A 19348-nucleotide genomic window follows, 5' to 3' on the forward strand; every position below is an offset into this window, starting at 1 on the left:
GCTGGACGACGTCGACGACCCAGGAAGGCGTCGGCTGCGCCGGGCAACTCGTCCGGAAGCGTCCACAACACACTTCGGCGGCAGCTCGAGGGCCAGCCCTAGTACTGCAACGGCAGTTGGTCAGGGTAGCCGTGTCGTCGGTAGTGGCAGGTTCGGGCTTGGTGTTGGCGTCGTCGGCGCCATCGTGACCAGGCCCAGACGTGCTCGGGTGGGTGGGTTGATCGCACTCTGAGTGCGGTGAGCAGTCGTCGGATCTCCGGTACGGTGTAGCCGATCATCATGTCGTCGCCCGGGCTGGTTCCCCTTTTGCGGTAAGGGATCGGGCCGCCCGTGCAGAGCGTGACGAGGCTGACCGGCACCCGTTCGGATCGGCCGAGAAGCAGGCTGCGTTGCTGCGGATGAAGCACGCCGAGTTGGCCGCTCGTAACCAGCCCGGCGGGTATTGGGTGGCAGCGGCCGACCCGTGCGCAGCCCAACACGCGATCACCGGAGAGGTATCACTCGACAGCGTCCGACGGGTCGCTGTGCTGACCGACGGAGCAGCCCGTCTGGTGGCCCTGTTCGGCCTGCTCGACTGGCCGACGTGCTCGACGCCGTGGCCCAGGACGGACCGACCGAGCTGATCAGCCGAGTCCGCGCCATCGAGGCCGCCGACCCGTCCTGCATGAAGGGGCACGCAACAAGCGCAGCGACGACGCCACCGCCGTCTACCCAGCCTGAGCAGCGATTCCGCGAGCAGGGTTGCCGGCTGCCGCTGTCAAGTCTCAGGACGTCCGTGACAGATGGGTATCAGGACGCGCGTAACGCTCCCTCGGGTGCAGGTGGCCCGTTCTTTCCCGTTTGCCACAGCAACCGTCGAGCGTCTTTGGTGTCCAGTGCGCGCAGACCCCGTTCCGCCCGACCGCTGAATGACTCGTCGTCACTCAGCAGTTCCGCAGCGAGCAGCTCGAACGCCGGAGGCGAACGGGCGTCCCCGATGAGCTCCAACAGCCAACACCGCATGCTGTAGTCGGTCTCGCGACCAAACTCGTCGACCAGCTCGTCAACGTGCTGCCCAGCCATGGCCTGCAACAGTCCAAATCCATCCTCCGCCAACTGCGGATCCCGACTCCTCATCATGCCCAGGGCGCGCCCGAAGTTCCCGATCGACGTGCGTATGGCACGCTCGCGGTTGTGCTCCCAGCGCGTGGTGAGTTCACGCCTGCGTTCGTCATCGCCCATCGGTGCAGGCTGGCGGCGGCCTTTGGTCGCCGCATTGCCTTAACCTCGCGGACGCAAGATCCGGATATGTCATCCCCGTCCCGAGACCGCGCTGGCACGGACGTCCCGAGACTTGGCAGCCGGCTGCCGGCGATGCCTGGTCTCGGATGATGTTTGACGGACGGCGTCGGAGGATCCTTGACGCCAGGTCATGATCGATTAGGTCTACTGCCTACGGCCGATGGTAGGGCTGGTCACCCGCGTGAGGCGGAAGGGCTAGCGTGTTTCGTGTGCCTGAGGAACCCGACGAATATTTCCTGATGCACGAGGAGTCGGTGTTGGCCAGTCTGGTCGAGCTGTCCGGCGTCGAGATTCTGTGGTGCGACGACTTCTACGATGGAGCGATCGACGGGCTGGCCCGGTGGGATGGGCGGGAGTTCTGGTTTGCGGGGGTCTATCCACTGGACCATCGCCCCCGGCGCTGTGTCCTGCATGAGATCAGGGCCGTGGGCGTCGAGGCGGCGTCAGCGCTGCACCGTCAGCTGGACGCATACGCTGAGGCATCCCGCCACGGACGCTTGGACTCGACACAGGAGAGAGCGTGGGGCCAGGTGTGGGCGAGCCGACCGGATTATCGCGGTGCCCCGGCTGTTGGGTGGTTCACCGCCTAGCCTCAGGCTCAAGGTTCAGCCAGTGGAGCTGGTGCGCCTTGGTGCGGTTCAGGTCGGTGGTGCTGCGTCGGGGGACGGCTTTGATCGGAGTGTCGGCGTCGTAGACGGTGACGGTGTGCTCGTGCTGCGGAGTCGTCGACGTTTCCGGTCGTGCCAGCCAACGATGTCGGAGTTGTCGATGGTCTTCTTCTCGCCAATGGTGGTGCGGGGTGTTCGCGGCGAGCCACGCGTCCACCATTTTGGTGATCAGCCCTGAACGTTGCCGTGACCCGGCCGGCTCGGCCATCCGAAGGGGCGCGCGGGAGCCAGCGCTGGTGCCAGCCAAAGCACTGGGCCGCCGGCTCACGATCGCTTCGCAGCCCGCTGCGAGGCCGATTTAGGGGGAGCAGGTGGGGAGCAGCAGGGTGCCCTGAACGGCCTTGAACTGCGTCCAACGGCATCGAACGGCGCTCAACTGCACCCACCCCTGCCTGCGGCTCTACGTTGCCGCAGCTCAGAGGGGGTGCAGCGTCCTGTTTCACACGGAGTGCTCCGCCGGATCTCGGCAGTAGTCGACGACGCTCTATGTTCCCTGGCAGGGGAGTATGCGCAGGTCAAGGCGGTAAGGGGCCGTTGGCTGGCCTGGCCTTGCGCCTGGGAGCAGATTGGGTGCAGGTTGGCTAAGAGGTCTCCGCGCCCGAAGTGCTCACCGACGCCAGACAGAGGCGAGGGGCCTTGACCTGCGGTGATGGAGGTCGAGCGGCACGGAGCGACCTCCCAGTGGATACCGAAGAGGTCAAGCCTCCAGCCTCCCGACTGGCTGGTGTCGGCTGTTGAACTGGAGCCTGCCGGTGCCAATCACGAGGCCAGCCCGCATCGATGCACGGCTCTGGCTGTCGTCGCGGTGGCGTCGGTGCGGATCCCGCGAGCTGAGACCCAGATCCCACTGGCGAACCTCTGAGCAGGGCTTCATGAACGGTGACCTCTTCGGCGAGCCCGAAGGCGTCAGCGTCCGCGCCCCGCGGAGGCGGTAGGGCGGTGTCCGCTCATGTCGATGGGCGGGTGCCGAGGGCCTCGCTGTCTGCATGACAGCGGAGTTGACCCTGCACGCGCTGGCCGGCATCGGTGCCCGTCGGCGGGGTCATAGGCTCGCCGGGTGATGGACGAGGAGACTGCGGAAATTGTCATCGATCGCCTGCTCCTGGCGTTGGCGGCGCAACTCGACACGTCGGGGAGTCCGGCCCTGGCGGCCGGTGCGGCCGAGGCGCTCGCCGACTTGAGCAGGTCCCAGCCGATGTCATCTTCGGCCAGGCGGGCCATCTGGTTCACTACGGCGCGGACACCGAACCGCTGAAGACTCTCATCCACGCGATCACGGCCATCCAACGCGATGAGGCTCCGGCAGATGCCCTGCTCAAGCCGGGTGACGAAGTGCGACTCGTGGGTGAGGTGCCAGAGAGTCTTGCCGACTACGACGAGATGTGGCTGCGCGAGACCAGGTTCGTCGTCCACTATGTCGGTAGGAATGCGATGGTCGACGTGCAGCCGGACCTGGCCGAGGATTACGTGATCGCGATGGTGCCGGCCGCTAGCGTGGAACCCAGGCGACGGGAGAGCACCCCATAGCATCGCCGCATCCGCTTAGGGATGACTGTCGTCCATGGGCCTGGTGGATACATTTGCCGCAATCATGATGCCGGAGTGGGCTTACGGCGACGCGTGCCCGCCCACGTCCGCTTCCGCCGCGATCCGCGCGACTGCGGCTGAACTGGTAGGCCCTGGTTGAGCCGTTTCGGGAGCCCGCTCACGATGAGCGGGCTCCCCGGAGCCTGGCCCGGCTCGAACGGTGCTGCCACCCCTGGGTCAGTGACGTGCGGTACCGGCGCCGCACGTTGGGCAGGCCGGTCTACGAGATTAGTACGTCCAAGCCCTGGTGGGGAGTTCGTATACGTCGACGCTTGTTCCTGCTCCCCATTCCGGTGGGGCCCCGCCAGCAGCCACGGCCGTAGCTGCGGGAGTGGCCGCGATGAAAGCGCTCCGTGGTGCTGGCTGGCAGCGGGCCTGGGACGATCTCGCCATGGCGATCTATGACATTGCGCTGGTGCTTCTGGTCAATTCCTCGGAGGCGGTACTCCTGCAACATCGCGATGATCAAACGTCGGCTTCTCCGAACCAGTGGAGCCTGCCGGGTGGTCACGTCGAGCCGGGCGAGACGCCTGAACAGGCGGCGCACCGGGAGCTATTGGAGGAGACGGGCCTGAGGACGGGTGAGTTGCGTGCGTTGTGGAGCGGCCCACGCCCGTACGAGGTTGGCTTCCCGCACACGGTGACTGTTCACGTTTTCCGCGGCAGGACTGATGCTCGGCAACAGGATGTGGTGGTCGGTGAGGGCCGGGCAATGGTGTTCGTCCCGCAGGGTGAGGTTCTCGACCGCGACCTGGCCGTGACGACCGCCGCAGTCCTGCCGCTTCACCTCGACAGCGCCAGCGAGACGCACTGATTTGCCGCCGACCGCGCGGCAGCATTGATCAGGACGATGCGTGAACACGGAAGATGCGTTCGGCCCAGTACTCCGGCGTCTCGTGGTAGACGATGTCGAGTCCGACGATCCAGACACGCGGCATGCGACCTGCCGGCTCGGCATCCGACCACTGCCGGTTGATCGCCACCACGGCCTCGTCGCGCGTCATCCCGAACAGGGAGACCATCTCGTCCGCTGTGTCCCTGCAGAACTGGAGTGCCTCTTCGTCGCCGGCGCATCGGAACTCGCCGTGCGAGCGCAGCAGGCACTCGTGCACCAGATACTCAACATCAAAGGTCTCGTCGCCGATTCGGAACGACGCCCTACGGCGGCGGGTCTTGTTGTGGAGTTCGACACCGGTCCGCCGGTACTCGATCATGAAGCGGTCGAGGTAAGGCTTGGGTCCTAGCGGCACATACCCATGAAACTGATTCGCTGGTGCTTCTCCCATAGGAAGCATCTTTCGGACTACGGCACATCCTGGCTACTCACGCAGGCCGCCGTCGCCGCCCTCACCTGGCCGCGAACGCGCGGTCATGCCGCCGTCCGTGCGCGCAGGTAAGACGAGCCGTCACGCTCGGTGTTCGGCGTCCGTGGAGCCCAGCATCCTGAACTGTCGATGAGCGGACTCCTTCATGTGCGGAATCGGGGTGGGCGCTGCCGCCCAGCCGGCCGTCCCTGATGCCGCTACCAGATGATGATGCCCCCGTGTACCGCCTTGGCGCGCTCCACAGCGTGCCGCACGTTGGTCAGGTAATCGAGGATGCGATCCGCGTCGTATCCAGTCGCGGTGGATAGTTGCTCGACGTTCTCTGCCAGGAGTACGCACTCCTGCTCGAAGGCGTCGAGCTGGCTGGGCGGGACCTGGAGATTCCCACGGTTCTCGACCGTGATGTCAGCGAGTTGCGGCAGGAACGTCGCGCCGAGACGCCGAGCGGCTGCGGAACCCCACAGCTTGTAACGAGAGCTTTCAGCTCCTACTCCAGTGCTGGTGCCCGGCGGATCCACGACAACGTCCCGACCGGCGTAGGCGTCGTCGTCCGGTATCCACACTGAGATATCGAGGCTCATCCCCGCACTCCCGCCCTCTCTCGAATCACGGCTACTGTAAGCGATGATCAAATGCACTGATCTGCCGCTGGTCGTGGAGGAATGTGTGTCACTGTCTGCGTTCGGCTACCCAGTGGGCGAGGCCGCCGCCGGGGACAGCGACGAAGCGGAACCCCCGGAATCCCGGCGGCGGCAGACTCGTGACTGTGAACGCCTCGTACTGATCGTCCGGCTCGACGACGAGGACTGCGTCGTCGGCGAAGGTCAGGTTCAACCGACCGTCCTTGCGGATCTCGCCGGCCGTGATCTGCGCCTGGTGCCGGTCGAGCACCGGTGCCAGACCTGTCGACGTCGACGGGTCGAACCGGCTTTCGGCGCCAGGTGCGCCGTAGGAGAACTCAGTTTCGATACGGATCTCGATCCACGACTCGACTATGAGCGTGAATGCAAAATCCATCCGCAGCTGTGTCACGACGCCGTCGCCCACCGGTAGCAGCCACTTACCGGTCTGCTCGATCAGCCCGGTCGGTTCCACGCGCTCTGTCATGGACCCATGTTTTCCTGGATCCTCCAGGTCGTCGCCGAGTATCCGGATCTGCCGCGCCGCGGCCCAGACCACTACATGGTTGCCGCCGCGCTTCGGCTCACGTATAGACACGGCAGAGCTCTAAGGCCGAGGTAGCGGTCTGCGCCCCGGTGCGACCCCGGTTTGGGGGGAGCAGGTTGGGAGCAGCGGGGTGCCCTGAACAGCCTTGAACTGCGTGCAACAGCGCTGAACGGTCCTCAACTACACCCACCCCTACCTGCGGATTCTCGTTTCCGCAGGTCAGAGTCGGTGCCGCGTCCTGTTTCACCGCGGAGTGCTCTGCGGTTTTGCGAAGCGGTCGACGACGCTCTATGTCGCCTGGTCGGGGAGTGTGCGCAGGTCAAGGCGGTAAGGAGCCTTTGATGGGCCTGACCTTGCAACTGGGAGCAGGTTGGGCGCAGGTTGGCGAAGTGGTCTCCGCGCCCGAAGTGCTCACCGAAGCCGGACATAGCTGAGGGCTTTGACCTGTGGTGATGGGGTGGTGCGGTGCGGTGTGACCTCCCAGTAGAGGTCGAAGTGGTCAGGCCTATTGTTCCGGGATGGCTGGCGCCGACGGGTGTCTCGGGTCGCCTAACGCCACGCCCGTACGTCTGCGGTAGATCGATGTGAAGCATTGCGGGCGAACCTGCTGGAGTCCGTCACGGTTCCGTCATCTGAGACGCCGATCCCACGGGCAGCGCCGTGACCAGGCCCTTCAGGCTGGAGACCTCTTCGGCGGGCCCGAAAGCGTCAGCACCGGAGACTCCGACTCCATCGAACGCTGGCGCTCGTCGTGCTGCTCGCTATTCTCGCCGGCGCTCACCTGCCAGCCATCGCCATCCTGGCCGGATCCATCGGGGCCAAGCGTCCCCGTTCGGCGACATGGTCAACGTCCTGGCCCACCACGGCTCCACGGCTGCCACTCAGGGCATCCACGGTCTGACCTCGGCGTTGATCGCGACCATCGGCCTGCGGATCCTCCGCGAGACCAGCAGGCACCACAAGGCCCGGGCCGCGGCAGATCGTCGGGAGTTTCCTCGGCGTCGACGCGTCGACCACAGGCTCCCCCGTCGGTCAGCGATCCTTCCGACAGGAAGCGGGCGGCGGGTCACCCGCCGCCCGCTCGGTCGCCATCGGCCAGCTTGCTGCGCCGGCGTCGGGCAGGCAGACGATTGCCCACCTACCGGCCCAAGGTTGCGGCAGTGGGGCATCATGCCGGGCGTGGAACCGTACCCCGAGGACAGCGACCGAATGCAAGGGCTTGCGAAGTCCGCCGAGATGGCCATTTCGTTCGTGCCCGTCGCCGGCAGCGCCCTCCAGGTTGCCTTCAACGAACTCGCTGGCCGGCGGCTTGCCGACCGACGCACCCGATGGCTGAACGACCTCGCCGCGAAGGTGCACGAGCTCGAAGAGCAGGTCGGCGACTTCGCACAGCTCATCGGCGAGGACGCGTTCATGGACGCGGTGACCACCGCCGCGCAGATCGCCGACCGCACCTCACGCGCCGAGAAGCTCGAGGTGCTGCGCAACGCGGTCGTCAACTCCGTGATGCCCAACGCGCCCGACGTCGACACTCAGCAGCTCTTCTTCGACATGATCGACCGGTTCACCCCGACCCACGTACGAATGCTGCAGCTGCTGTCCGACCCGCCTGGCTGGTTCGACCGCCACGGCGTACCTCGGCCGAACAGCTCCATGGGCCCGAAGACAGGCATCATCGAGGCCGGCATGCCGGAGCTTGCCGGCCGCCGCGATCTGATCGACCGGTACGCCGGTTCACTCACCACCGCTGGCCTGATCAACCAGTCGCTCACCGGGATGATGACGGAGAACGGACTGTGGGCACCGGCGACGACTCCACTCGGTGTCGAGTTCCTGGCCTTCATCGCGGACCCCGAGAGCAAGGTCGACTAATCCTCGGGCCGCTACGGGCCGGCCGCGGGTTCGTCACGCGCGGGCTATGGACACTGCTGCTGAAAGATCGTGATCGGGCACGTCGCGCCGGGCCCGTGCAGGTGAGAGCATGGAGGAGACGCAGGTGACGAGTACGGCCTCGGACGGAGGGGCGGCGGAGGCGTCGATCGACCCATCGTGGTGGGCTCCCGCGGTGGTAGATGAGAACGGCCTCTCACGCGGGAACGAATGCCCCGAGGTGCTTTCGCTCGACCTCGCCCGCCTGAGGGCTGAAGCTCAGGTAGATGCAGGAGAGGACAGCCTCAGGACGCGCGTGCTGGACGTGCTGGCGAAGGCGGCGTCCCCCATGCTGGTTCCCGACAACTGGGCGGAGCCGTACGCGCCCGCCATGGAGTTCGGGAATCGTCGATCGTTTGTCCCAGACGACTTGAGCAAGCCGGAGCTCGAGTTGCTGGCTCGCCTCGTGCCCCTCATCGAGGAGCCGGCCCTGAGGGCCAGGGTCGCTGACATCGCGTGGTCCTACGGCAACCGGGGCAACATGGAACTGCTGTCCGCTGCAGTGGATGCGTACCGCTCGGTGCCGCTGGAGCGCGACGCCTGGCTTGATGCGGGTCGTGACGGCTGGCGACGGGCGCTTGAGCTGTCGGTGCGCCGGGGCAAGGCCGGCCGCCAAACTGTCATGCAGATGACGACGGAGCTGGCCGAGTTTCTGCTTGCCAAGGACAGCTCTGCGGGTTTCATGCTGACCGAGATTTCGGACCTGCTGCGCAAAGTCAGGTCCGTTGATCAGGCACCTCGGGATCTGGCCGACCACTTTGTGTCGCTTGCCGCTACGGTCGCCGGGAACCATCGGCTCAGGCGCGCGTACGAGCGCCACGCCTGTACCTGGTTCTCGCGGGCGGGCGAGACAGACCTCGCCAATGAGTGCATCGAGCGCGTCGCCCAGGCGTATATCGACGAGGCGGACGAGCGACTAGCGCAGGACAGGGGCGCGCTCGTTGCCGGCACGTTTATCGAGAAGGCCGTCGCGACCATACGTGGTCTTCCCCGGAGGTACCGCTCCGCACGCGCTCTCGACGGGCAACTCCGGCAGCTGCGGGACAGGCTCGCTGACATCCGGGAGCATTCGCTAGAGGAGATGATGCTCATCCAGTCGGACCCAATCGACATCACTCCCTTTGTTGAGGATGCGCGCAAGAGGGTGTCTGGGAAGGAGCGACTCGAAGCACTCGTGAGTCTCGCAGGAATCGTGCCGCTGATCGACGCCAAGAAGGCGGTGGCCGAAGAGCGAGAGCGTATGCAGGGGAGCGTCTCGGGTCTGCTCGAAGTCTCGACGTTCAGCACCGATGCACGCAAGGTCGCTGCTCGGGCGGGACTCGGTGTGGGCGAGCTGCCCGAGGAGGCAGTCTTCGCCGAGATGGTTCGGTCCTTCAGGTGGAGGACCGACCTCCACGTCAAGGCACTCATATACCCTGCCCTCGAGGTGCTGATGCTCGAACATCGCTTCGACACCGGATTCCTCACGGAGATCTGCTACGAGTCGCCGGCCGTTCCTTCGGGGCACGCCGGCCTGTGGGCGCGTGGGCTGTGGCACGGGCTTTCCCGTGACTTCCCGTCGGCTATTTCAATGCTTGTACCCCAGGTCGAGCAGCTGGTGCGCATTCACCTGAAGGCCCACGGGATCTTCACACTCTTCGTAGACGAGAACGGCGTGGAGACGGAGAAGGGGCTCAACACCCTGCTTGAGATGCCAGAGTCTTTGCAGCTGCTGGGACCTGATCTCACCCTAGAACTGCGTGCCCTGCTGTGCGAACAGCTCGGCCCAAACCTGCGTAACGACCTGGCACACGGGTTGCTCAACGACCCACAGTCCTGGAGTGCTGCAGCGGTCTACGCGTGGTGGTTGTGCCTTCGACTGGTGGTCCTGCCCTACTACGGCATGCTCATGGAGGCACAGGCAGAGGCAGGTTCTGCGGGTGAGGCAACGGAAGTGGAGCGATCTAGCTGAGGGCCGCTGCGGGAGCGATCAGGTCAAGGTGCCGCGCGGACCACAGCACCACCTAGCAGCGCGGGCGGCGTACCAGGTGCAGTGCTGGACGCCCGCTTTCAAACCGACCCTCCTAGGACGGTCTAGGGGGTGGTGGGGAAGTTTCCGGGTGCCAGCATCGGGCCGATGTGAGAACCGAATGCGCCGTAGCGATCGCTGCTCCGGAGGCCCCACGGTCAGTGGCGCCCGGCCAGGGCGGGGAATGCCTAGTAGGCACCTTCCAGGTCCTCGTCGTGAAGCGGACCAGCCGGCCGACGCGGTGGCAAGAAATGCGGCCCTTGGAGACCCGGCGCCGGGGGGTGGTCCGCGATGGGAAGCTTTGCCGCGGCCTCGGCGTAGGTGTCGTCCCCGGCCACCTCGTCCTTCTACTGCCCTCCGTTGCTAGGTGTGGGGTCAAGCTGCTGCACGCTAGTGCGGCGCGGCGGCCGTCTCTCGCCGAGCGGTGGAGCAGTGCGAACGCGGCGAAGACGCTGCTGGTCGACGCGATGCGCGCCGCCATGGTGATGCCGGGCTTCTACGACCGGGCCGAGGAGGAGATGGTCGCGGCCCTGGCGGGCGGTGACCCGCGCGACGGGCAGACCGCCGGGATCGACCGGCTCAACCGGCTGCTGGTCGCCCGGTTCATCGCCGCGCGCGAGGCCAACTCGTCGACCGAGACGCCGGGCGGTACTCCAACCGAGAGCACCTGGTGCTGCCGTCGCTGGACCGCCTGGTGACAGGGCTACTAGCTGTCGGAGGCAGGCCGAGCTGGAGTACGAGGACGCCGAGGGCTACATGGAGGACGCCGAAAGGGTGCGCCGATCGAGGCGTGCAGCTGCCCGAGAGCGAGGTGGAGCCTGCGGCCGAGCTGGACGACGCCGACGGCGTGCTGAGCCGCAGGCCGACGACGGACCCGTGCCCGGACGCTGACCTCGACTCGGCAGAAACCGGCGGCGAGCAGTGAGCGTGACCCCTGCCGGTCGGCCGCAGGGAAATATTCTGATCGACTTAGATCGATGAAGGAGGAGCATCTGATCCCGTAGGCCTACGATGGCAGATAGAGGCTCGATGGTCGCAGCCCTTCGGATGACCATCGCTTGGCGGGCGGAGCCGGCCGGATGGTTAGGGCGGCAAGACCGTCGGGCACTCCGAGAGCATCCAGCGCCCGGCCGAGCCATGCCGGTTCATCAGCGCACATTTCAGCCATGAGGAGATACTGCCCCGGCACGGCCAGGCGACGGTGGACGACGATGCTCTCGCGCATCAGGCCACCTGGCAACGTCCGCCGAAAGGCTACACCACGGTGGCCAATATGATCGATGTCGTTACCGGGAGTGCCGACTCGCTGCTGGCCGGAGGTGAGGACCACACCCAGGACATGCGGATGGGCGTCGAACAACGGGTCCAGGGCCTGGCGAAGTGTCTCCTCCTTACGCGGCAGGGAGTCCTGGGCAAACGTGGAAAGCGGCCATAGGGCGCCGGCGTCCTCCAACCACAACCAGGCTGCTCCAGCTGACTCCGTCTTGACGGCTTTCGCCACAAGCGCACGCAGCAGACGAGGGCCCTGATCCGCCGCCCATACCGGGCCGGAGACCACCGTCCCGGCCGACGCCGGGCCGGGTCGCACGGTGAGAGTCGCATCTTCCAGCGCAACCTCGACGATTGCGCTGTCTGCCGCGGACTTCTGCGCGGCGGAGCTCACGGCCTCCCTCCACTGATCGGTCGGCTTGTGTGGCAGTTCGCCGTCCCAGTGCACCCCGTGCCGATGCTCGAGCTGCCGGAGAAACGCTTGCGCCTGGTCCACCTGCTGGTTGTACTCCAGGAACTTCTTATCCGGCCCGAGCGTCCGCAACTCAAGGAATACGTCGCTGCTGGCGCGAACCGCCCGCAGGTCTCCCGGACCGCCTTGGGGCTTACTGGGCTCCAGTATCACCCTGGCACCGGCCACCTTTGCCTGCACCGCGAGCCTCGCCAAGGCAAGGTGATGGCGGAATTCGTCGGCGACAGGGTTCGCTCGGAGGTTACGGCGCAGATGACCGACGCCCGGCGTCGCAGCATCAACCAGGTACTGCAGACGCGCCCACAGCCCCACCACGGTTTCGAAGGCACCAATGCCCATCAACGAGGCGAAGTATCGCCCCATGGTCGGACCAGCTACACCGTTGACGGGCCGCACGGCCTTGTGCAGCCAACTCGGCCCGAAGAACCCTTCGAGATCATCGATCATGCGAGACGCCGTCTGACGGCCCAGTGGTGTCAGGTAAGTAGCCTCCGCCGGATCACCGACAGCGATGGACCAGTCGAGCTCACGGCGGCCTGCCTCTACGTCACGCCATCTTTCGTTCACAAGTCAAGCATCCTCGATGCCGCCAACGATTTCCGTCGCCCGGCCCCCGGGAGCCCCGGTCACATTCAGGTGACCAGATGCCAGCGGCCTGGCCAGTGGAGCATGGTCAGGCACGAGCCCAAACTCACCACGATTTACCGTGGCTCTTCATTGACCTAGTTATCGCTCAGCCGGGCGGGAGCGCGCGACGGTCGGATCACGTCCGGCGCCAACGCGCGAGAGAGCCAGACAGTTGGCCGCTGTCGGCGACGCGCGAAGACTGAGTCTCTGGCGGTGGGTGAATCTGGACCCCCGGTTATCGGAGGTGTCTCGTGCAGTGGCTCCTGCAGTGCATCCCGATCAAGTGCCCGAAGTGCTCACCGATGCCGGACAGAGACGAGAGCTCTGATCAGCTGTGATGCAGTTGAGCGGTGCTGCGTGACCTCCCGCCAGAGATCGACAGGCGTCAGCGGAAGGCGTTGGCTGTTGCGGGTGCGTGACGCGCCGACGCGTCATCGAACCTCGTTGGTCTCGGTCGCGGCGGTGTCTCCTGCTCCTCAGTGATCGCCCGAAGCCCGGCTGGTGCTCGGTGCTGCGCGGAAGCGTTGCCGGATACGGGAGAGATGGGCGCGCACCGTGGATGGGCGGATGTGGAGTTCTCTAGCTATGGCGTCAGTCGTGAGGCCGGATGCGGCGAGACGTAGCACGGTGATCTCGCGCTCCGAAAGGGCATGCAGGAGCTGCGCATTCTTCGCGATCGCGGTTGGGCTGGCGTCAATGGACGGTTGGAACCTTGGGTTCCAGCCGAGCGCTAGTCCCTCTCCGAGTCCCCCGTCGGCGAGGTAGCGGGGGTGCGGGAGTCCCTGCTCTGCGGACTGTCTGGAAACCGCTGTGTAGATCACGTCTAGAGTCAGCAACCTGTCGTGTTGCTCGGTGCCGCCAGTCAGGACTCCGAGGAGCGACTCAGTGAAGGCGGGGTGGCGTCGGTTGGGGGGAGCGAAGGCCGCTCTGTTGGAGGAGGTGGACGTCAAGACGTATGTGCCGGTTACGTGGGTGAGGTCCGACGCCCTGGCCATTAGACCTACCAAGGCCCGTCCCGAGAAGCAGCAGTCGAGCACCACTAGGGTTCGGCGGGCGTGCGAGTTGGCTAGCAGGTTCCGGATCTCGTCGTATCGCAGTGCGGTGTAGTCGGCGTCCGGCCGACTGTCGCGCGTCGCCAAGAGCAGTTCGCCGGCCCGTGAAATTAGTCCGTGCCCAGCGAAGTAGAGCATCAGGGTGTCGGTGGCCGATCGGCTCGCGTCATCGACGGTTCGCAGGACGGTCAGCGAGTCGGCGGGATCAATCAGTGCGACAGTCTTTGATCGGTCAAATCCGCCGGGCCGACGTCGGTCGGTCAGGATCTGATGCAAGTCCGCTGTTCCGTTCGTGGCACTCGGGATGCTGGGGAGCTCTCGATAGTTGCCAACACCGACGAAGACCGCCGCGGACCTCTCGACGGAGGGAAACTCGGGCGGTGTATCTGCGGAGGCAAGCTCCGACACGTTGACCACGTTGTGGTTTCCGAAGGACGCGTTCGACGCGTTCACTGGGCCAATGCTGTAGCGATGTGGAGCGACAAGTTTGTCGCCGGCGACTCGGGCGCCGCCGATGTCGCTGATTCCCGCGGGCTGTCCGTGCAGATCGGCCAGGTGCGCATCGTCGTCCATGCCGCCTGGTTCAACAGATCCCTTGCCTTCCTGCGCCTCGGTAGTCCCGGGGAAGGCTCCGCTCTCGCTGTCGTCTGGCGGCAAGGAAGTAGTGATCTTGGACTCGGGGCTTTCAATCGGAACCGCCACTGCTCTAGCGCCGGTGTCAAGCGTGTCCAGCGGACCGAGCTTGTCGTAACGCTGGGCGGCGCTGTAGAGCTTGTCGAACTCGTCGAGGAAGGTCCGTTCGTCCTCTTCGCTGCGGATCTGCGGGCGACGGCCGTAGTGGCCGAGCCACTCGACTAAGTCGAGCAGCAGGGCACCATCGGGTGGCAGCCGCGGCTGGGTGAAAATTTGGTGGATCTTATGGTGACTGCACCCAAGCCCTTTCGCCATCTCGCGGGTGCTCGGAGCGCCGGCGCGGGCGTGTATCTGATGGAGTCGGAGCAGGAAGTCTCGCAACCGGCCGGGCGGGACTGCGGGGAATTGAAGCGTAGGCATGGCTCCCTCGTCAGCGTCCGTCACGGCGTGTAACCGGCTGTCATCGGGTGTAATTTCGGCCATTCGAGTGCTGCAATACTACCACTGTTGAAGCAGAGAGGAACGCCGCATCAAGGGAGCTGCAAGGTGACCGTCGACCCCACCGCTGCCGCAAAGAACCGGAAGCGGGCCCAGCAAGAGCCGAGCGAGCCGGCCCAGCGCGAACGCTCGCAGCGCGTGGTCGAACCCCGGGCGTCGGGGTCTGGCATGCCGCCGAGCGTCCAGCCACCTTCGGTTCGGGTAATTCTGGCCTTGATCGGCATCGACCTAATGCTCATGGGCTTCTGCGTCGTGCTGGCACTCATTGATCAGCCGACGCTGGCGGGCGCGGCAGGAACCGCCGCCCTGGTAGTCGCTGGCGACATCGTCCGACGATTCCTGAACTACCTCGGCCGGGACGATCATCAGCCGCCCGCCGGCTCCTCGCCGCCATCTCTGCCCACGTCTCCAGCCGATCCATTGCGGCACGAGCCAGACTGTGACATGAACAGGTCGTCGTAGCTGTAGTAGGGGTCGGGGCGTGTCCGGCCGTGCTCATCGGTTTGGTCCGGATGTGGGGTCGCGGTCGAGTATGCGGAGGTTGACGTGCCCACCCGAACCCGGCCAGGTGCGCGTGCCACCTGCAGATGGAGTTGGTGGTTGTCTGCGGGGAGCAGGTTGGGAGCAACGGGGTGCTCTGAACTGCTTTGAACTGCGTCCAACGGCAACCAGCGGCGCTCAACTGCACCCACCCCTACCTGCGGCTCCAGGTTTCCGCAGGTCAGTGTCGGTGCGGCGTCCTGTTTCACACGGAGTGCTCAGCCGCATTGCGCCTCAGTCGACAGCAATCTTTGTTGGTTGGTGGGGGAGTATGCGCAGGTCACGGCGGTAAGGAGCCGCTTGATGGTCTGGCCTTGCAAGTGGGAGCAGATTGGGTGCAGGTTGGCGAAGTGGTCACCGCACCCGAAGGGCTCAGCGACACCAAACAGGGACGATGCCTTTGACCTGCGGTGATGTGTTCGAGCGGTCCGGTGTGACCTCCCAGAGAAGACCGTAGTGGTCACCTCCCTGACGCCGGCGGCGCTGAGCAGCTTCAGGTAGCAAGTCGACGGCTGGGGCGTCCCGACGATGCGGCCGGGTGATAGGTGTCCGTCTCTGCGTGCGCCTGTCTGCCTGTCCCGAGTCGTCCTGCTATCTGGAAGATCAATCCCAGTAGCACCGCCTTGACCATAGCTTCCTGCTCGGTGAACTCTTCGGCGATCCCGAAGGGTCAGGATCCGTGGCCCTCGCTGGTCACCCGGACGGCACGCTACGGTTCTTGAGGGTCGGGATTGCTGATCCCCACCCCTGAAGAGCCTCTGACGGGCGGACTTTTGCGTCTTTGTAAGGCGCCGGCGATCACGATGGCTGGTAGCACTCCCAGGCATGCCACCGTCATCCAGGCAGCCCAGGCATTTCCGAGCCAGTTCGGTCCTCCGCCAGTCCTGCGGGCGAGGACCATGGCCAAGGCGCCAGCCAGGCACATTCCGACCGGAATCAGGGCAACGATGACTGCTGCTTTGCTCGCAGGCCCCGTCGGCCGCGATGTGTCTCGGACTGTCTTGCGATAAAAGGCGCGGAACTGGGAGGCCGCTGAGGTCCCCTCCACCGTAGGGCATGCGTGCCGTTGCACGGCGGACGCATATGCCTGCTCTGCAGCCGAGTTCGAAGGGCTGATGGATCCGTCTGCAGGGGAAAACCGGAACAATGCGACGTTGACGCGATCCGCGTATGCGGTGGCATCCGGGGTGAAGCCCGCGTTGCACAAGAAGTACACGCGAACCCGCAAACCCGTCGCCGCGCCGACGAGTTCGCGTACCGGCCGCACACCTACCGCTGTCCCATACCATTTCACTTGCGCTGCGACGTCCGTGCCAGTCACGTCGATGCCACCATCGGCGCCCGACCGGCTGCGCCGTGCTGTGCCATGCCCCAGCCACTGAAGCCAGCGCACAGCGTTCTCCTCCGCGGCCGCCCACTCGCTGACTGGCTGCGGCGCTGGCGCCCCGGGAGGGTGCTTTCTGTCTTCCGGCTGCATCGAAACCTCCGGCAACGCGGGTCAGGCGGAGCCGCGACAGTAGCAAATCCATCCACTAACGGTGTATCTCATTTGGGTGATCGTCGTGCTCGGGCATCTGCTTCCGTTGACGAGGCCACTGATCCGTACGCGGGTGCCAGATGGGCTGTCGGCGGTAGCGGCGCCGCGACCCCGCACGCGCCGGTTCGTCCGAAAGGTGACGGTCGGCGGTGGGTAGACGACCGGACGGTCTGGTCGGATCTGACCTTGACCCATGGTTCATTCTGGGTGGCGGCTTCGCGAGCGTCGTCGAGGAGGACGACTTCGCGGCGCCGGGTCGGCGCGCGTGGAAGTACGGGGCAAAGGGCGTCTGTGGGTGCGCTCGGGGCGGTGTCTCACCCCCCGTGGCGTTGGTGCGACGTGGTGTCGGAAACCCTACCCATTCACGATCGGTGCCGGCGGCTATGGGTCACTCGGGACGGTGCGAATTCGTAGACTGGTGCTATAGCTCGCAACGATGATCATGTCGAATAGAGGTGGCCGTGGTGCGACGCCGGAGGCGCCGGTTTGTATGGGCCGGACGCGTCATCTTCGCCGTGATAGTGGTCGCGGTAGTGGTCTACCTCGCCGCGGTCGGGCTCGACAAGGCGGACAAAGTGGCCAGTTCTATCGGTGCTGTAATAGCGTTGGTCGTATTGGGCGCACCGTACCTGTTACCCCCACCCCTGGCAGGAGGTACTCCGGTGTCTAGTGCGGATCAGGTTGAGGATTCGGGGAAGGCCTTCGCCAAGGGTGGAGGTCGGGCCAACACGGGCCTTGAGGCTACTGGCGACGGTCGGCCGGCGCAGGTCCTGCGATCGGGGGACGCGACTGCCGAGGGCCCGGGTTCGGTGGCCAACACGGGTGTCCAGCGCGGACGTCGGGCGTGACCACCAGCGATGACTTGTTCCCATCGAGGAGTGTCGACGCCGTATCAGCAGCCGTCGTCGACTCCGGCGACGCGGTTACGCATAATGGTGGTGTCGCAAACACCGGCGTCATGGGCGATGTCACGGTCGAGCACCATTACTATCCCCGCGCGGCAGTACAGCCGATCTGGCCAGTTCAGGTGGGGCGGCCTCCAGCCTTGGCGTCAGCGTTCCAACCTCGAAGGAGGCTGCGAGAGAAAATCCTCGCCGCCCGCCATCAGGGCGACGATCTGGGTTTGAGTCACTCGGATAGCGGACGTTGCAGCGTAGGTCCGGGAACCCGGGTCTTGGCGGGTGGTGGAGGTGTCGGTAAGTCTCAGCTGGCAGCCTGGTTTGCCCACGATGCTTTCCGGCACGGCACGGAGATGGTGGTGTGGGTGGCTGCCAGCAGCCCCGACCAAGTCATCACCACCTACGCCCGGGCTGCGTTACGGGCCGGTGTGGCTGGCGCCGACGGGGCCGACCCGACCGTGGACGCCTCGGCGTTTATGGAGTGGCTGCACACTACCGACCGCACTTGGCTCGTCGTTCTTGACGACATCAGCGACCCGGCCCACCTGGCGCGCTGGTGGCCGCCGCACCGGAGTACCGGATGGACCCTGGCCACCACCCGTCTGCAGGACGCCACCCTCGCCAGTTCCGGCCGGCAGATGGTCGACGTCGACGTGTACACAGCGGGCGAGTCGACGGCGTATCTTGGCGACCGGCTCAGCAGTGCCGGGTTGGCCGAGCTTTTCGACGCGTGCGCCCCCGAACTAGCCGCGTCGTTGGGATACCTGCCTCTGGCGCTGTCCCACGCTGCTGCCTACATGATCAACCAGCAGGAGGGATGTGCGGCCTACCTGGCTCGCTACACCACCGGTCAGGAGTGGCTGCCCGAGCTAATGCCCGACAGCGCCGACCCCGACGACTATGGCCGGCCCGTAGCCGTCACTCTTCTGCTCGCCCTAGATGTCGCTGATACCGCCAACCCCGTCGGTCTGGCCCGCCCCGCCTTGGCATTGGCCGCTTTCTGCGATCCCGATGGCCACCCCGACGCGCTTTGGGCCACTGCTGCGGTCACCGACTACCTTTCCGCCCACCGGACGGGCGACACCGGCCGGCCAGTCAGCGCCGAGCAGGCACGTAAAGCCCTGCGTTTGCTGCACCGTTTCGGCCTGCTCATCCACACCCCCACCGACCGCGCCCGCGGCGTACGTATCCACGCGCTCACCGCCCGCGCCGTCCGGGAGGCCACTGTCGACACGGAGGCGCTTGCTCACGCTGGCGCAGATGCGCTGCTGCAGCTATGGCCAGCCGACGACCACGCCACCACCGACTTCGTTGAGACGATGCTTGCCAACGCCGCCACGTTGGCCAGCGTATCCGGCGATTTTCTCTGGTCCCCCGGGTGGCACCCGCTGTTGTACCGAGCTGGCATAAGCCTGCTCCGGGCCGGCTTATTCGCCCAGGCCGTTATCTACTGGCAGCACATGGCCGATCAGGCAGCACGGCTGCTGGGCGACGAGCACCGGGACACGCTGACCGCCCACACCAACCTCGCCGCCTCCTACTCGCGGGCGGGGCGCACTGGCGACGCGATTGCCATTCTGGAGAAGGTAGTTGCCGATTCCGCTCGGCTGCTCGGCGATCAGCACGAGAACACATTCGCCGCTCGTGCCAACCTCGCCATCTCCTATCGAGAGGTGGGGCGTACCGGCGAGGCAATCACCATTGAGGAGCGGTTGGTCGTTAATGGGACGCAGCTACGCGGCGGGAAGCACCCGAACACGCTGCTCGCCGGAATAAATCTCGCCGCCTCCTACTCGCGGGCGGGGCGCACTGGCGACGCGATTGCCATTCTGGAGAAGGTAGTTGCCGATTCCGCT

17 protein-coding genes are annotated in these 19348 nt (G+C 65.7%); 10 read left to right on the plus strand and 7 right to left on the minus strand.

Going from position 1 to position 19348, the window contains the following annotated elements; genetic code table 11:
- Positions 1-789 precede the first annotated feature (789 nt).
- Entirely contained in the window at positions 790-1221 is a 432-nt protein-coding gene (locus ACLQ3B_RS04775) for a HEAT repeat domain-containing protein (protein ID WP_425777647.1), read from the minus strand.
- A gap of 269 nt (positions 1222-1490) precedes the next feature.
- Here ACLQ3B_RS04775 and ACLQ3B_RS04780 point away from each other — a divergent pair, with 269 nt between their 5' ends.
- The 4 genes from ACLQ3B_RS04780 (at position 1491) to ACLQ3B_RS04795 (ending at position 4350) form a co-directional block, all read left to right on the plus strand.
- Entirely contained in the window at positions 1491-1871 is a 381-nt protein-coding gene (locus ACLQ3B_RS04780) for a hypothetical protein (RefSeq protein WP_425777649.1), read from the plus strand.
- A gap of 1135 nt (positions 1872-3006) precedes the next feature.
- On the plus strand, positions 3007-3204 hold the full coding sequence (locus ACLQ3B_RS04785) for a hypothetical protein (protein ID WP_425777650.1): 198 nt from the start codon (positions 3007-3009) through the stop codon (positions 3202-3204).
- Positions 3205-3290: 86 nt separating this feature from the next.
- Positions 3291-3476, plus strand: a complete 186-nt coding sequence (locus ACLQ3B_RS04790) for a hypothetical protein (protein ID WP_425777652.1) — start codon at positions 3291-3293, stop codon at positions 3474-3476.
- Between the two features lie 451 nt (positions 3477-3927).
- Entirely contained in the window at positions 3928-4350 is a 423-nt protein-coding gene (locus tag ACLQ3B_RS04795; RefSeq protein ID WP_425777654.1) for an NUDIX hydrolase, read from the plus strand.
- A gap of 28 nt (positions 4351-4378) precedes the next feature.
- Here ACLQ3B_RS04795 and ACLQ3B_RS04800 read toward each other — a convergent pair whose 3' ends face one another.
- The 3 genes from ACLQ3B_RS04800 to ACLQ3B_RS04810 all read right to left on the minus strand — a co-directional run bounded on the left by ACLQ3B_RS04800 (position 4379) and on the right by ACLQ3B_RS04810 (position 6040).
- Positions 4379-4822: a hypothetical protein gene (locus tag ACLQ3B_RS04800; protein ID WP_425777656.1), complete on the minus strand. Its 444-nt coding sequence runs from the start codon at positions 4820-4822 to the stop codon at positions 4379-4381.
- 236 nt (positions 4823-5058) lie between these two features.
- Positions 5059-5442, minus strand: coding sequence for a hypothetical protein (locus ACLQ3B_RS04805; protein ID WP_425777658.1), 384 nt, complete (start codon positions 5440-5442; stop codon positions 5059-5061).
- Positions 5443-5530: 88 nt separating this feature from the next.
- Entirely contained in the window at positions 5531-6040 is a 510-nt protein-coding gene (locus tag ACLQ3B_RS04810; RefSeq protein WP_425777660.1) for a DUF6188 family protein, read from the minus strand.
- Positions 6041-7207: 1167 nt separating this feature from the next.
- On the opposite strand from ACLQ3B_RS04810, the gene ACLQ3B_RS04815 reads away from it, so the two are divergent.
- The 4 genes from ACLQ3B_RS04815 (at position 7208) to ACLQ3B_RS04830 (ending at position 10890) form a co-directional block, all read left to right on the plus strand.
- On the plus strand, positions 7208-7900 hold the full coding sequence (locus ACLQ3B_RS04815) for a hypothetical protein (RefSeq protein WP_425777662.1): 693 nt from the start codon (positions 7208-7210) through the stop codon (positions 7898-7900).
- A gap of 109 nt (positions 7901-8009) precedes the next feature.
- Positions 8010-9908 (plus strand): DUF4209 domain-containing protein, encoded by a 1899-nt coding sequence (locus ACLQ3B_RS04820; RefSeq protein ID WP_425777664.1) that lies wholly within the window; start codon positions 8010-8012, stop codon positions 9906-9908.
- 308 nt (positions 9909-10216) lie between these two features.
- Positions 10217-10663: a hypothetical protein gene (locus ACLQ3B_RS04825; RefSeq protein ID WP_425777665.1), complete on the plus strand. Its 447-nt coding sequence runs from the start codon at positions 10217-10219 to the stop codon at positions 10661-10663.
- Positions 10664-10755: 92 nt separating this feature from the next.
- Positions 10756-10890, plus strand: a complete 135-nt coding sequence (locus ACLQ3B_RS04830; RefSeq protein WP_425777666.1) for a hypothetical protein — start codon at positions 10756-10758, stop codon at positions 10888-10890.
- Positions 10891-10971: 81 nt separating this feature from the next.
- Here ACLQ3B_RS04830 and ACLQ3B_RS04835 read toward each other — a convergent pair whose 3' ends face one another.
- Together ACLQ3B_RS04835 and ACLQ3B_RS04840 are read right to left on the minus strand one after the other, a co-directional pair.
- A complete protein-coding gene (locus ACLQ3B_RS04835) occupies positions 10972-12153 on the minus strand; it encodes a hypothetical protein (RefSeq protein WP_425777667.1) in 1182 nt (393 codons plus the stop codon).
- A 656-nt stretch (positions 12154-12809) separates the two neighbouring features.
- Positions 12810-14462 (minus strand): caspase, EACC1-associated type, encoded by a 1653-nt coding sequence (locus ACLQ3B_RS04840; RefSeq protein ID WP_425777669.1) that lies wholly within the window; start codon positions 14460-14462, stop codon positions 12810-12812.
- A gap of 102 nt (positions 14463-14564) precedes the next feature.
- Here ACLQ3B_RS04840 and ACLQ3B_RS04845 point away from each other — a divergent pair, with 102 nt between their 5' ends.
- Positions 14565-14978, plus strand: a complete 414-nt coding sequence (locus ACLQ3B_RS04845; protein ID WP_425777671.1) for a hypothetical protein — start codon at positions 14565-14567, stop codon at positions 14976-14978.
- A 787-nt stretch (positions 14979-15765) separates the two neighbouring features.
- Here ACLQ3B_RS04845 and ACLQ3B_RS04850 read toward each other — a convergent pair.
- Complete coding sequence (locus ACLQ3B_RS04850) at positions 15766-16533, minus strand: restriction endonuclease (protein ID WP_425777672.1); 768 nt, start codon at positions 16531-16533, stop codon at positions 15766-15768.
- A 1324-nt stretch (positions 16534-17857) separates the two neighbouring features.
- Here ACLQ3B_RS04850 and ACLQ3B_RS04855 point away from each other — a divergent pair.
- The coding region (locus tag ACLQ3B_RS04855) for a tetratricopeptide repeat protein (RefSeq protein ID WP_425777674.1) at positions 17858-19348 on the plus strand (1491 nt) is incomplete at its 3' end.

It is taken from the genome of Micromonospora sp. DT53, assembly GCF_049841535.1.
GTDB lineage: Bacteria > Actinomycetota > Actinomycetes > Mycobacteriales > Micromonosporaceae > Micromonospora.

Bases quoted from the DNA above. Each gene is read 5' to 3' on its own strand.
- ACLQ3B_RS04800 (WP_425777656.1), bottom strand. From the start codon at position 4,822: ATGGGAGAAGCACCAGCGAATCAGTTTCATGGGTATGTGCCGCTAGGA.
- ACLQ3B_RS04795 (WP_425777654.1), top strand. From the start codon at position 3,928: ATGGCGATCTATGACATTGCGCTGGTGCTTCTGGTCAATTCCTCGGAG.
- ACLQ3B_RS04825 (WP_425777665.1), top strand. From the start codon at position 10,217: ATGCGGCCCTTGGAGACCCGGCGCCGGGGGGTGGTCCGCGATGGGAAG.
- ACLQ3B_RS04820 (WP_425777664.1), top strand. From the start codon at position 8,010: ATGGAGGAGACGCAGGTGACGAGTACGGCCTCGGACGGAGGGGCGGCG.
- ACLQ3B_RS04775 (WP_425777647.1), bottom strand. From the start codon at position 1,221: ATGGGCGATGACGAACGCAGGCGTGAACTCACCACGCGCTGGGAGCAC.
- ACLQ3B_RS04850 (WP_425777672.1), bottom strand. From the start codon at position 16,533: ATGCAGCCGGAAGACAGAAAGCACCCTCCCGGGGCGCCAGCGCCGCAG.
- ACLQ3B_RS04805 (WP_425777658.1), bottom strand. From the start codon at position 5,442: ATGAGCCTCGATATCTCAGTGTGGATACCGGACGACGACGCCTACGCC.
- ACLQ3B_RS04835 (WP_425777667.1), bottom strand. From the start codon at position 12,153: ATGATCGATGATCTCGAAGGGTTCTTCGGGCCGAGTTGGCTGCACAAG.